Annotated in this window: 9 protein-coding genes; 6 read left to right on the top strand and 3 right to left on the bottom strand. The window is 48.3% G+C overall.

The features are described from left to right. Positions 1-166 precede the first annotated feature (166 nt). Positions 167-8548: a glycoside hydrolase family 94 protein gene (locus tag EKN16_RS18205; protein WP_125660263.1), complete on the top strand. Its 8382-nt coding sequence runs from the start codon at positions 167-169 to the stop codon at positions 8546-8548. Positions 8549-8723: 175 nt separating this feature from the next. On the opposite strand, the gene tlp is transcribed toward EKN16_RS18205, so the two are convergent. The 3 genes from tlp to EKN16_RS18190 all read right to left on the bottom strand — a co-directional run bounded on the left by tlp (position 8724) and on the right by EKN16_RS18190 (position 9775). Next, the gene (tlp, locus tag EKN16_RS18200; protein ID WP_125660260.1) at positions 8724-8939 is read right to left on the bottom strand and encodes a small acid-soluble spore protein Tlp; all 216 of its coding nucleotides are present in this window, start codon (positions 8937-8939) and stop codon (positions 8724-8726) included. 140 nt (positions 8940-9079) lie between these two features. Continuing rightward, the gene (locus EKN16_RS18195) at positions 9080-9292 is read right to left on the bottom strand and encodes a helix-turn-helix domain-containing protein (RefSeq protein WP_125660257.1); all 213 of its coding nucleotides are present in this window, start codon (positions 9290-9292) and stop codon (positions 9080-9082) included. A gap of 135 nt (positions 9293-9427) precedes the next feature. Beyond that, a complete protein-coding gene (locus EKN16_RS18190; RefSeq protein WP_125660254.1) occupies positions 9428-9775 on the bottom strand; it encodes a helix-turn-helix domain-containing protein in 348 nt (115 codons plus the stop codon). Positions 9776-9940: 165 nt separating this feature from the next. Here EKN16_RS18190 and EKN16_RS18185 point away from each other — a divergent pair, with 165 nt between their 5' ends. The 5 genes from EKN16_RS18185 to EKN16_RS18170 all read left to right on the top strand — a co-directional run bounded on the left by EKN16_RS18185 (position 9941) and on the right by EKN16_RS18170 (position 13811). Further along, positions 9941-10291, top strand: coding sequence for a LytTR family DNA-binding domain-containing protein (locus EKN16_RS18185; protein WP_164522861.1), 351 nt, complete (start codon positions 9941-9943; stop codon positions 10289-10291). Between the two features lie 179 nt (positions 10292-10470). Further along, complete coding sequence (locus tag EKN16_RS32320; protein WP_164522860.1) at positions 10471-10632, top strand: hypothetical protein; 162 nt, start codon at positions 10471-10473, stop codon at positions 10630-10632. Positions 10633-10977: 345 nt separating this feature from the next. Beyond that, entirely contained in the window at positions 10978-12261 is a 1284-nt protein-coding gene (locus tag EKN16_RS18180; protein WP_125660248.1) for an FxLYD domain-containing protein, read from the top strand. Between the two features lie 19 nt (positions 12262-12280). Beyond that, entirely contained in the window at positions 12281-13432 is a 1152-nt protein-coding gene (locus EKN16_RS18175; RefSeq protein WP_125660245.1) for a S1C family serine protease, read from the top strand. A gap of 109 nt (positions 13433-13541) precedes the next feature. Beyond that, entirely contained in the window at positions 13542-13811 is a 270-nt protein-coding gene (locus EKN16_RS18170; protein WP_125660242.1) for a NifU N-terminal domain-containing protein, read from the top strand. The last annotated feature ends 153 nt before the right edge of the window (positions 13812-13964 follow it).

The raw sequence follows: 13964 nt of genomic DNA, 5'->3' as shown, positions 1-13964 counted from the left end.
TTTTATTGTCTAGAAAAGTCGAATCATGATTTTATCCAATTCAGGATGAAAAACCGATTCCACTCATAAAACCATGGATATCTGGGAATAATTTGATTGTCCCGGAATGCTTATTTTAGACCGGACGAACAGTACAGCTAGAATAACTGATTCTCCGGAGGAACTAATGACATCTAATACTGCAGAACTTTGTCGACAAGCACGTGAACTCGCCTTACAACACTCCCTAACGATAGCACGGACCCAGCCCAAATACATATGGAATCAATTCCATGCAGACATAGAGAGCTTAAGGGGATTTGTCATCTCCTTGCAAGACAATCACGCAGGTTGTGCGCAATCTGCTGAGGAATGGCTGCTCGATAATGCTGAATTCCTTGAGGAGCAGGCTCTTGAAGTAAGAATGCGGTTAGACAAAAACGAGCTTATTCATTTGCCCCTGCTTCACAAGAAGGGAGTATGGCGTATTCATTCGCTCTGCGATGATTATCTTGAGCAGGTTGACGGTGTATTAAATGAGGAATCCTTTGTTTCTTATTTGAATGCCTATCAAGAAGTGTCCGTGCTGACGCTTGCTGAGACCTGGTCTATCCCGCTTATCCTTCGAGTGTCGCTCATCGGTAAGCTAGCCGATACGATGAAACTTGTTCGTGATCGTCGTGAGGTATGCAAGGAAGTCGAACATTTACTATCCAGGATCGAGCCTTCCAAGCTCAATTCGGAAGTGATTCATGCCGAGTTGGATGCTGCAGGGAAGAGTGCTCCATTATCCGGTCCATGGATTGTTCACTTGATCAGTCATTTGCGAGAATGGGCTGGAGATTCCACATCCGTGCGTGAATGGTTGATATGCAAATATGAGAATGGCTCGGAAGATCTGGATCGGATCGTGACCTATGAGCATCAGCTGCAGGCCGCTTATCAGATGACTGCCGGGAATTTAATTACAAGTTTGCGGAAGAACGAACGTCGAGACGGGAATGAGCTTTTCGAGCAGATTAGTTTGCTAGACCGGACATTTCGTCATGACAGTACAGGTATCTATCCGCTGCTTGATGCGTACAGCAGGAATGAGCTGCTTATTCGCGTTGAAGGTCTAGCCCGCCGTATGCGTGTACCCGAGAACTTAGTGGCCAGTCAGGCCATCGCTCTCGCGAAGGAAGAACTGGAGGGGCTGTCCGAGGTTCATGATCTTGAGAGCGATCTGCCTCGTCCAGCCTTTGCTGCTTATTATTTATTCGAAGCTGCCGGCATAAAGAAGCTGATGCAATCGCTGCGACAATGCAGTGATCCTAGGCATATGCCGAGTACGGGTATTTTGCAACGTGCGACTGGTACTTATTTTGGTTCGCTTATCGGGTTATTCGTAATTGTTCTTATTGCTGCTGCGCTCTGGATCGGCAGCGGAAATCATTTATCTCCGCTAGGATGGGTAGCGGTGCTGCTTGTGTTAGCTTTTCCAGTAAGCGAGTGGGTGATTGCAGGGTTTCATTTTGGAATTGAGCGCGTTTGTCGCCCACATCCACTGCTGCGTTATGATCTATCGAACGGTATTCCGGCGGATGCGGCTACAATGGTCGTCATTCCTGCTATTTGGTCTTCGACGGAGGAAGTGGATGAGCTTGCAGATCATCTGGAAATCCATTATTTGGCCAACCGGGATGCGAACATTCATTACGCTCTTCTAGGGGATTTCACCGATGCCGGTGATCAGCATCTTCCTGAGGATGAGAAGCTTGTTGCCTTCGGTATGGCAAGAATCGAGAAGCTTAACAAGATGTATGCCAGCTCGGGGGAGACAATCTTTCATTACTTCCAGCGGCGCAGAGAGTGGAACCCCAGCGAGGGCGTATTCATGGGTTGGGAGCGTAAGCGCGGTAAATTGGTTGAGTTCGTCGAGCTGCTTAAAGGCAGTACGGAGACGAGCTATGACTTTATGAAGGGGAGCGAGAACGTTCTCCCACCAATCCGATACATCATTACACTTGACGCCGACACGCAGCTTCCTATAGGAAGCGCACAGCGGATGATCGGTACGATGCATCTCCCCTATAACAGACCGCGTTTGAATAAGACGCGAACCCGAGTCGTTGAAGGCTATGGCGTGCTGCAGCCCCGGATCGGTGTCAGTCACGAGTCGGCTATGCGGTCTCGGCTCGCCTACTTGTGGTCGGAGCCTGGCCTAGATCCCTATGCTTTTGCCGCTTCTGATCCGTATCAGGATGCATTGGCTCAGGGGATTTTTACGGGGAAAGGGATCTTCGACGTCGATGTGTTTGCGGAGTTATTGTGTGAACGTATCCCAGAGAACAAGGTGCTCAGTCACGATCTGCTCGAGGGCGGTTTTCTTCGAGCTGCGCTGCTGTCCGACATTGAACTGATTGATGATCACCCAGCTACCTTCCTCTCTTACCAGAAACGAATGCACAGATGGGTACGCGGGGATTGGCAGCTAATCTGTTGGCTGTTCACTCATGTATGTGATCGTCGGGGAGCAGTAAGACCGATCGATCTGTCCTTCCTTACACGTTGGCAAATCATCGATAATCTGCGCCGCAGCCTGCTTCCGATTGCTTACTTTGTGCTGCTCGCACTCGCATTGACCGTGCTTCCAGGATCACCTGGACGCTGGCTTGCCATAGGATTCGCTACGCTGCTTATCCCGGTGATTCGGCAGCTTTACTTCCTTGTTCGAGCGAATCCGAGTCCTCGGAGATTGCTCTCTACAGCTGTACAAGTTCTGATCGACATTTGGACACTGCCGTTCCAAAGTGCCGTACTGCTTGATGCAATAGGTCGAACGCTGTATAGGCTGTGGATCAGCAAACGCCAGTTGCTTGAATGGACCAGCTCTTCGCAGTTTGAGCGCAATAAGGGAAGCAATCGTCCAGCGTTACTGGGTAACAGCGGTGGATATGCACTGATCGTCCTCTTCGCACTAGTTACGATCCTGCAGCCGCAGCTTTCCTTGATGTGGGCAGGCCTTGTGCTTAGTTTATTTTGGGCGCTAGCCCCAATAGCTGTAAGGTGGCTGGATAAGCCGATCATGCAGGAAGAAGAAGAGCTTGAACCAGCAGAAAAGGAACAATTACGCGGGTTGGCCGAGCAAATTTGGGCGTTTTATGAAGACTTTTCCGGGGCCAAGGATAACTACCTACCTCCGGATAATGTTCAAATCGAACCGTCCAAAGGTATCGCACATCGAACTTCGCCAACCAATATCGGATTCTTGCTTACAGCTGTTTTGGCTGCGCGGGAGTTTGGGTTTATCAATACAAGGGAGTTTGTTGAGCGATTGGATCGTACCGTTAGTACGGTCGAACGAATGGATAAGTGGAATGGCCATCTCTATAACTGGTACGATACCGTCTCTCTCGCAGTTCTGCCGCCAGCGTATGTCTCAACGGTGGACTCCGGGAATTTCGTAGCCAGTATGATGACGGTCAAGCAAGGATTAGCACATTGGCTCCAGGAGGCTTTGGCATCCATGAGCAGTGAGCAAGCAAACCAGACTTTGGGTGGCATCCGTGGCGAACTTCAGGTTGAGTTTGCCACAGAACTCGCCCAGATCGTTCCAGAAGAATTGGCTTTAGAGAAGCTCGCAGAGCAGCATGGTAATGATGACGCTACGGACAGGGAGAGCAGTACGGTCCGATCAGAGGCATCTCAGACGTCTGCCAACAATTGGATCGTACGTGGACAAGAACTGATTAACCGATTGGAGAAGTTGATTACTTCGACTGATTTCCGCTCGCTGTATAACGCGAAAGCGAAGCTGTTCGTGCTCGGATATCATGGGGACTCCGGTCAACCAGATAATATTCTGTATGATCTGCTCGCTTCCGAAGCCAGACAGACCAGCTTTGTTGCGATCGCGCTAGGGCAAATATCTGTATCCCACTGGATGGCACTTGGCCGGACAGTTAAGAAACAAGGGAATCAGACAACACTGGTCTCCTGGTCCGGTACGATGTTTGAATACATGATGCCATGGCTGATTATGCGTACCTATCGGAATACCCTCTGGGATAGTACATATCGTGGTGTTGTGCAGCGGCAGATTGAATATGCACGGGAACGAGGGGTTCCATTTGGAGTCTCGGAGTCTGGCTACTACGCCTTCGATTATCAGATGAATTACCAATACCGCGCTTTCGGCGTTCCGGGCCTTGGTTTCAAACGCGGGCTTGAAGAAGATCTGGTCGTCACTCCTTATGCGACGATTATGGCGCTCCCTTTCGCGGTGCAAGAAGGCTTGGCGGCTTTGCTTCACATGGAGAAGCTCGGAGCGAGAGGGCAATATGGCTTCTTCGAGGCGATTGATTTCACAGCTGGGCGAATGCCGGCTGGTGAGAGCTTTAAAGTGATTCGAAGCTTCATGGCGCATCACCAAGGAATGAGCCTGCTGACGCTAGCCAATATGCTGCTGCCGACCAAAATGTTTGATTACTTTCACCGGGATAAACGCGTTCAGGCGGCAGAACTGCTGTTAATTGAGCGTATTCCTCCACGGGATGCTATTTTGGAGCGTGAATTATCGGGTAAGTCGTCTCGTGTCGAGCAGCCGAAGCCGGCACAGATTGGTCCTCTTCGGGAATTCCTCTCAGAAGATACACCGGTACCGGAAGTGAATGTACATTCAAACGGCTTGTTCACTTCGGTAGTGAGCAATAGTGGAAGCGGGTTTCTTCGATATGATGGCTTGGCGCTCTCGCGTTGGCGTGAAGATCCGATAGCAGACCCTTGGGGGAGCTATATGTATATTAAGGATGTTACAAGGAATAAATTATGGTCCCCGACCTTCCAGCCTTGTCGCGTGCCAGCCGCTAATCAGAGTGTGCAGTTCTCGCAGGAGCGTACCACTTTTCAACGCGAGGATGAAGATATTCAGACTAAGCTGGAGATTACGGTGTCGCCTGAATCCAATGCGGAGATTCGCCGCCTGACGCTCACCAATAAGGGTGATGAGGCGCGGATAATTGAGGTCACAACATTTCTTGAGATCGCGTTAGCGTCTCCCGATGCGGATAAAGCCCATCCGGCTTTTACCAAGCTATTCATTGAAACGGAATATGAGGCGGATGAGGAATGTCTGCTCGCACGTAAACGCCCTCGTAATGAGGGAGAGAAGTCCGTATGGGCGTTCCATACGTTAGCGGTCGGAGATCGGTCTCTTGGACCTGTGGAATTCGAAACGGACAGAGCTCGCTTTATCGGCAGGGGACATACTTTAGCTAGACCGAGAGGACTCGAAACCCGTTTAGGCGGGACAGTGGGTTCTGTGGCAGATCCCGCATTCGTCATGAGACGGCGCTTGAGTATGGAGCCGCATGAAATTGTCCATCTTATCTCCGTTACTGGCGCAGCAGCGACGAAGGAGCAAGCGATAGAGATTGCATCCCAGCTGTCGCATGAGGAGCAAGCGAATAGAGCCTTTCAGCTGGCATGGACTCGGAGCCAGATTGAACTCCAGCATCTCCACATTCAATCTGCAGATGCAGCCGTTTATCAGATGTTAGCGGGGCGTGCTTTATTTCATTCGCCGCTGCGGGCGGAGTGTAAGGAGAGTATCGCTGCTAATGTGAAAGGACAACAGGGGCTTTGGGCGTATGGTGTTTCTGGAGATAGACCCATCGTCATGTTACGAGTCGCGGATACAAGCAATCTTTCCTTTGTGACCAAGCTTCTTGTTGGCTATGAATATTTACGCCATAACGGTTTGTTTATTGATCTTGTGATATTCAATGAATCGGTTGAAGGTTATCAGCAGGATCTGAGGGAAGCACTCGTCCGTATGGTGGAGCAAATCGTTGGTGGTCAAGGAGCAGGGCAAGATGGCGTGCATATTCTTCCTGCCCCTTCATTAACGGATGAGGATAAGGCGTTGTTATTTGCGGTTTCCCGCGTCGTCCTGCGAGCGGATGGCCCGAGTCTGAGGGCGCAGCTTCAAGTCATATGTCCAAGCCGTGCTCTTGAAGAGCCGCTTCCGCTTCAGATTACAGCTCCGCCGAATCGTTATCCTTCTGTAATAGCAACCGAAGATAGAAGCGATTACTTGTTCTACAACGGCATGGGCGGGTTCTCACCGGATGGCAGAGAGTATCATATCGTTCTGAAGAATGGCAATCACCTGCCTGCACCGTGGATTAATGTCATCGCGAATCCGCGATTCGGCTGTTTGACTTCTGAGCTATACACGGGTTATACCTGGTGGCGCAACAGCCGAGAATGCAAGCTGACCCCTTGGTCGAACGACCCTGCACTGGACCCGCCTGGGGAAGTATGCTATCTGCGAGATGAAGAAAGCGGCGAATATTGGCAGATGGCACCCTCTCGCATGAATGATACTTCGACCTATAAGGTTTCTTATGGCCGTGGATATACGTGCTATGAGCATGAGAGCCATGGACTCCAGCAGGAAATGACTGTTTTTGTCCCGCTGGAGGATCCCGTCAAGGTGATTCAATTACGGCTGCACAACACGACCAACGAGACGCGAAAGCTATCCGTTACTTATTATGCCGAATGGGTGCTTGGCGTGAACCGCGAAGGGAATGCCTCGTTCATTGTCACGGACTGGGATGAAGGAAACGGTATACTTACCGCACGCAATACATACCAGGAGAACTTCCGAGATGCGATGGGTTTCTTGACCGTTTATTCGCAAATGGAAGAAGACCCGGTAGAAGCAGCGAAATGGGCAGAAGAAGGAAGGCAGACAGGTGAGCGTGCTTCGTCAATGGAACAGACATGGACAGGCGATCGACAAGAATTTCTAGGTCGTAATGGGACTTACGAGGACCCCGCAGCGATGAGTAGGGCTAACTTGTCAGGAATGACAGGATCGACGTATGAAGCCTGTGGAGCGGTGCAATCCAAATTAGTAATTAAGCCTGGTGAGGAAAGAACCGTCTATATCCTGCTGGGCTGCGAGGATTCTCACGAATCCGCTGCTCAGCTTGCTAACAAGTATCATGAATCCCATGCTTGTGAGCAGGCATTGGAGGATGTACAGAAGTTCTGGGATGATGTGCTCGGTACGATATCAGTATCGACACCATGTCCGGAAATGGACGTCATGCTGAACAATTGGCTGCTTTATCAGACGTTATGCTGCCGGATGTGGGCACGCTCCGCCTTTTATCAGGCGGGTGGAGCCTTTGGCTTCCGCGATCAGCTGCAGGATTCACTGGCCTTGCTTCACAGCAGGCCTGATATCACGCGGGCACAAATTCTGTTAAACGCAGGGCATCAGTATGAAGAGGGAGATGTTCAGCATTGGTGGCATGAAGAGACACACCGCGGCATCCGCACCCGTTTCTCTGATGATTTACTATGGCTGCCATATGCTGTTGTCAGGTACCTTGAGCATACCGAAGATGAGAGCATCCTTGAGGAGATCGCGCCTTACCTTCATAGTGAGTCTTTGGGTGAAGATGAGCATGAACGTTACGAACCGACCGTCCTGTCTGAACAAAGCGGCACGATTCTTGATCATTGCATTCGCGCGCTGGACCGTAGTTTGCGTTTCGGTGAGCACGGGTTGCCTTTAATGGGAGTCGGAGACTGGAACGATGGAATGAGTCTAATTGGACCAAAAGGACGCGGGGAGAGCGTATGGCTCGGCTGGTTCCTTGGCGATATCTTGCGAGGGTTCGCTGATCTATGCGAGCATCTCGGCAAGCATGAGCTGGCCGATCACTACCGGATTATACGCGGGCAGCTGGCGAATTCACTTAATGAAGCGGGTTGGGACGGACAGTGGTACCGAAGAGCATTCACCGATGGCGGACAATGGCTCGGTTCCATCCATAATGAAGAGTGCCGAATTGATTCCATTGCCCAGTCGTGGTCCGTCATCTCGGGCATGGCGCCAGAAGACCGTGCACTACAGGCCATGCGTTCATTTGATCGCGAGCTAGTGGATCGCAGTTTGGCTGTCGCCCATATCCTGACTCCGCCGTTCGATAAGACGGATCCAAGTCCAGGCTACATTCAGGGTTATCCGCCTGGCATTCGGGAGAACGGAGGTCAATATACACACGGCGTTATCTGGAGCATCATCGCTTGGTGCGGACTTGGAGATGGCGACAAGGCGTTCGAGCTGTTCCACATGTTCAACCCCATCATGCATACCAAGACCTCTGCCGAAGTTAGGAAATATGTCGGAGAGCCTTACGTGATGGCAGCCGATGTCTATACAGAGGAACCACATAAGGGACACGCGGGTTGGACCTGGTATACAGGAGCATCAGGTTGGATGTATCAGGCGGGCATAGAATGGATCCTTGGTTTGCGTCGTAGAGGGAAACGACTGTTCATTAAGCCGTGCATACCAACCGAATGGCCGGAGTTCTCGGTAAGCTACCGATATGGGGACACCGAATACCACATTACTGTTAAGAATCCATCCCATAAGTCCAGTGGGCAGAGTATGCTTACGATTGACGAAGTGGAGATGGAGATGGATAAGAACTCGACTGAGGATGGGCCGTTTGTTCGGCTAGAGGATGATCATCAGGTGCATCGTGTAGTACTGACACTATAAAGTGAAGAGCAGAGGCTGTTCCGAAGGGCATGAGAATGCTTGGAGGAACGGCTTTTTTGTTGAGTGACACCAAAAAAAGAAGACAAGCAGCCCTTCTTCCTTGACGGAAAAGGAGCTGCTTGTCTTTCGTGGAACTCAGATGCAGATGCAGATGCAGTGAACCATGAACGATTTTTTACTGTTGGGTCTCGTCCTGTTTTTCCGCTATGAAACTGTCAATGCTTTGTTTGCGGCGTTCATTTTTTGCTTCAATGGTTTGCTTCTCATCAGCTGAAATCTCACTCGCATGCTCATCGAGGTAGTCCTCTGCTTCCTGCAAGTTAGCTACCGTGTGGTCGATATGTTGTTGCAGGTGAATCGCATTATCTTCACGATTATCTGGTTTGGCCATCGTTATCCCTCCTCAATTAACAAAACTCCCCTTTTATGTTGACCTAAATCACAGGATGTTATGCGAACTGTGGGGAAAAAGTTAATGACCACTCCTATCACTGGGAAAGCATCGCCACTAGACCATTTGAAATGCCGAGCTTATTCAACAAAATCAATAATTTCTCGAATGTCGCTGATATTCAACGCTTCTGCAATTCTTTCAATGTGTGCAAAATTAATATTTTCACGTTTTCCATTGGACAGTTCGCTTAATGCAGCATGTCGGACATCGGCAATACGGGACAATTCGCGTATAGAGATATTATGTTTCTTCGCTAATTCCACGATTTTCACTTTTACTTTTTTTTGCATTAGATTTTTTCTTCTTCCAATTTTTATGTAATTGCGTATCAGTTTGTGATTTTCTAATTTATTCAGGAGAATAATTTTTCAGGATATATAAATAAATGAGTCCAGATAGGGTAGTGTTGCTCCCATTATCTGAACTCATTTCCTATCTATTTCCAACCACTTCGCTTTAGACCTCCGAAAGATCTCAAGACTTTCCTTCAGATATTCAGACTCATCCGCAGTTAAGTCAATTCTATGAGTATTTGTATAGATGACGTTTTGAAGTTCATAATCAGCATCTACGAGATGATCTGAACGTCCAATTAAGAAATCAAGGCTAACATCGAAGAAATCAGCCAGTTTGATGAGTGTTGCAAAGTCGGGCTCTCTTTTTCCCTGCTCATAATTGGCAATTTGAGTTCTGCTAAAACTCAGACAGTCAGCAAGTCCATACTGACTGAGACCCTTTTTATTTCTCAGTTCCGTTAGTCTGTTACCGAACAACTGGACCACCTCTTTCTGTATTATAGAAAACAGAAATAGCTTGTTCTATAAAGGACACAATAAGTATCTGTATTATTGACATTTGGACCGATTACATATACAATAGACACAAAATGAGTCTTGAATGTTTAATGAATGCGCAATCTGGAAGCAAAGGAGAACAACATGTACCTACCCATAAAATCACTGGATGGCAGCTACAAAGTTTTGAAATTGAACGAGGATATATTGCTGCTTCAAACGGATGGTAAAGGTCGGCTTTGCTTTCACACTTTTGAAGGGGAATATCGGGCAGTTGAAAGGGTCGGGGATTGGGAGTATTACTTACGACAAATGGGATTTCTACGAACAGATCGAGGTACAATCGTGAACTTGCACAAAGTTGAACATTTTGATCCTGTTCTTAAGGTGCTTGTGCTGCTTACTTTCAATGGACCGCTAACTATCCCTGTTGCGGATTCTGCTCTAGGTTTACTTAATAAAGAGTTGGATAAGATTAAAAGCTTTAAACCATAATCAGTGGAGCGACCAAGCATAGGTCATGTAATTTAACAGGTGGGAATCCTGTTTAGGGAACAGGCTTGAAAGTGATGGAGCCCCGAAATAGGAGTGAACGGGAAGGTCGACAGACTCACTGATCTGGAAGACCACATTTCAATGCGCTCCAATTAAATAAGAATGAATTCCTGCAATCGTTGTTCACGAAGGAATTTGCTGTCATTCGTGAAGGAGAAGTATTAATCATTGAGCTTTGGTATCAGTATAACGCTAGGAAGCTTGTCAGGGAGAGGAAGCTTGAGCTAACAGAGCAACTGCTTGAAGAAGCCAGAGTTGCATTTCCACCGCCGACTAATTGATTTTCGAATGGTCGGATCTTGAGTAGAGTGGAAGGGGACAGATCTTTCCTGCTCCCTGTCAATTGCAGAATAATTGCAGAATAATGATAAAAGCAGCATAAAGACCTTAAGTCCATTCTCTTACGAATGGGCTTCTTTATATATTCAGGATATAGCTTAATCGGGATACAGCTTATTCGAAATACATCTTAAATTAGAAAGAACCCATTAATGCTTTAGAAAAGAAATTTGTCGAAATTGTCCAGAAGAAACAGGAGTTCCCTGTTATCGTGTCGAATTGATTCGACTGGCTTTTATATACCATAGGGAATTATTGCAAGAACATACATAGTTGGAGGCAAAATAATGTTTTGTGTACAATGCGGCAGTCGACAGCCGGAGGATGGGAAGTTTTGTAGTAAATGCGGTGCGGCAATACCGGAGGAAGCCATCGCAGAAATGTTAGCTGGGGCGAAGGAAGCAGCTGCTGGAATGGAGATGGCGCTGCCGGCTTACGCGGGGCAGGCTACCCAGGACATGAAGCGGGCTGCAGCTAACCTGCATGATCAGCCAACTGAACGAGCCGTAACTAACCATAGAAGATCGAGCGGACGTAAATGGAAGTGGATCCTGCCAGTAGTTAGTGGGGCGCTTGTTACCATGATGATTACGGGGGATTACTTCTACCAGCATCATATAACGAAGCAGGTAGAGGGCTGGCTCCAGGAGGGGGAACGACTTTCGCTTGAAGGTAAATATACAGATGGGCTGGAGCAAATTGAGCTTGCACTTGCCAAACGTCCAACACACCCTGTGCTGTTGAATGACCGCTCGCTCTTGCAGGATGCGTTGAAGCTGAAGGGCAGCATAGTGTCAGCGGAGAAGCAAGCGAGCGCCAAGCAGTATGATCAGGCGATCAAAAATATCGGCGAACTGCAGAAAACGTTGAAGACTCGTGCAGGTGCAGTATATGATTCACTTTTGAAGCAGTCTAGCGAGAAAGAAGAGTCATTCGTTGTGCAGCAGGTCACAGATGGCATCGCCGCGAAGAAGACGGTGTCGGAGCTGGTTCCGTATCTCGCGAAGTTGAAACCATACACTGGTGAAGAAGCAACTGGCACGGTCAAGAAGGTCAAGCAGAAGATTGCTGACATTTCATATGAGAAGGCAACCAAAGAGCTGGAGAGCAAGGAGTTTGGCACAGCACTGCAGACAGTAGAGGATGCGATCAAGCTGGACGGCCAGAATACGAAGCTTCTTGCGCTGCAAAAGACAATCAAGACTAGACAGGAAGCTTTCGAACAGGCGGAACAGCAGCGGATTCAACGGGCGGTTGAAGCCTCAACCAAAGAAGACCTGCGCAACCGCACAGAGGGCATCGAACTGCTCTCGATTAATGCTGGGGTCGATAACTACGGCAATTTCGTCGTGAATGGCATGGTGAAGAATATTGCCACCCGTCCAATCAGCTCCGTGACGATATATTACGAAATTTTAGACTCGGAAGGCAGTGTGCTCTATCAAAATACGGCCTACGTTACGCCTAACTATCTAGCAATTGGCGACGAAGGAAGCTTTTCCAACGACTACTACAATGATGGTGTCATGGCATCGGTCAGCGTGACCCGCCTCGAATGGCAGCTAGAATAGGGAAGGAGTGTGAATAGAATTGAAAAGCTGGCTGTCGATCGTATTATCAGTGGTCATCCTCATTGGAGGAGGAACCTCCGTTTATTTGCTCAATGGTAAATGGGATGATCCCGTTGTCGTGAATGCTTCCAAGCTAGGGAAACCGGGCGTACAGGTGAAACTCGCATCACACGAGGCGGATTTGAAGGAATTGATTCGGGAGGATCAGAAGAAGGTCGTTTCTGTAGAAGTGGTCTTAGAGGATGGCAGTTCAACAGGTTCGGGGTTCTTGTTCAATGATAAAGGGGATATTGTCACGAATGCACATGTCGTCGAAGATGCCCAAAGTATTACCGTCAAAGCATTCGACACGAGCCTTTATACAGGTAAACTCATCGGAGTGAGCAAGGAGAAGGATGTTGCCGTTATTCGTGTGGAAGGATTAGCGGGCCGCGATCCATTGGAACTGGAGACGTCGAAAGAAGCGGAAGTCGGTGACGAGGTGATGGCATTCGGCAGTCCGCTCGGACTCGACAATACCGTAACGACGGGAATCATCAGTGGTGTTGGTCGTGATGTCGATACGGAGTCGACTAGCTATAAGGGGGCTTACCAGATCTCGGCACCCATCACGCATGGGAATAGTGGTGGACCGCTTGTGCTGCGGTCTAACGGCAAAGTCATCGGCATCAATTCAGCGGGTAATGATCAAGGCAGCATTGGGTTCAGCATTCCAATCGGTCAGGTAACGAGTATGATCGAGGAATGGAGTCAGCATCCAGATGAAGCGCTCTCTGCAAAAATGTCCTCAGTAGTAGGAGGTGTACAGTCAGGAAGCGGGTACACCAAAGAAACGATGTCCAGCGCTGCCAAATATCTGGTTCAGTATTTCTACGATAGCTTGGCGCAAAAGGATTATGTTACCGCCTACACCCTGCTCGGCAGCGATTGGCAGACGAAGACGGATTATGAGAAATTTCGGAAGGGTTACCTCTATACCCTTGGCGTAACTGTCAAGCACATCATTATTAAGTCGGCGGATACAGAGTCGGCTGTAGTATCGGCAGTTATCGAGGCAACAGAAGATGCTAAGAGCGGTGAAACCGTGCTCAATTCATATAATGTAACGTACACAGTGAAACTGGAGAACGGAACACTGAAGATTATTTCAGGCAAAGGGAAAAAGCTATAGTCGTCTCCTAGCATCATAGCTGCCAACCTTTATTCATCAAATTCATTCTCATATTTTTTATAATAGCTTGTCTAACGTGTTACAATAGCGTCTAAAGGAGTGTGATCACATGGCAATGACAATCAATATTCAGGAAACACCGAATCCGAATGCAATGAAGGTCAATACAAGTGAAACCATATTTGAAGGTCCCGCAAGTACAAGTCTGAAAAGCGGTGCTGAAACCGACCATCCTCTAGCCAAAGCTTTGCTCAGCATAGAAGGTGTGGATAACATATTTGGTATAAGAAATTTTGTAACGGTTAGCAAAACAGCGGATGCAGAGTGGAGCACGATTCTACCGCAAGTGGAAGAGGCTTTCAAAGTAATATATGCCTAAATGAGTAGATGACTAATCCCCCTCCATTTTGATGAAGGGGGATTTCATTTCTTCCTTGGTTCCCAGACCTATAGTGAGAAGTATGAATTATCCTCATTAAAGTCTAATAATGATTCCTATATAATTATCTTAATACTTGCCGGCACAGCAGCA

Origin of the sequence: Paenibacillus baekrokdamisoli (assembly GCF_003945345.1) — a bacterium.
Classification (GTDB): domain Bacteria; phylum Bacillota; class Bacilli; order Paenibacillales; family Paenibacillaceae; genus Paenibacillus_Z; species Paenibacillus_Z baekrokdamisoli.
The sequence above is the reverse complement of the archived record's forward strand: the minus strand, read 5'-3'. Positions and strand labels throughout refer to the sequence as shown.

Excerpts from the sequence above, each read along its gene's own strand:
- EKN16_RS18205 (WP_125660263.1), top strand. The coding sequence starts at position 167 with ATGACATCTAATACTGCAGAACTTTGTCGACAAGCACGTGAACTCGCC.
- EKN16_RS18180 (WP_125660248.1), top strand. The coding sequence starts at position 10,978 with ATGTTTTGTGTACAATGCGGCAGTCGACAGCCGGAGGATGGGAAGTTT.
- EKN16_RS18170 (WP_125660242.1), top strand. The coding sequence starts at position 13,542 with ATGGCAATGACAATCAATATTCAGGAAACACCGAATCCGAATGCAATG.
- EKN16_RS18185 (WP_164522861.1), top strand. The coding sequence starts at position 9,941 with ATGTACCTACCCATAAAATCACTGGATGGCAGCTACAAAGTTTTGAAA.
- EKN16_RS18195 (WP_125660257.1), bottom strand. The coding sequence starts at position 9,292 with ATGCAAAAAAAAGTAAAAGTGAAAATCGTGGAATTAGCGAAGAAACAT.
- tlp (WP_125660260.1), bottom strand. The coding sequence starts at position 8,939 with ATGGCCAAACCAGATAATCGTGAAGATAATGCGATTCACCTGCAACAA.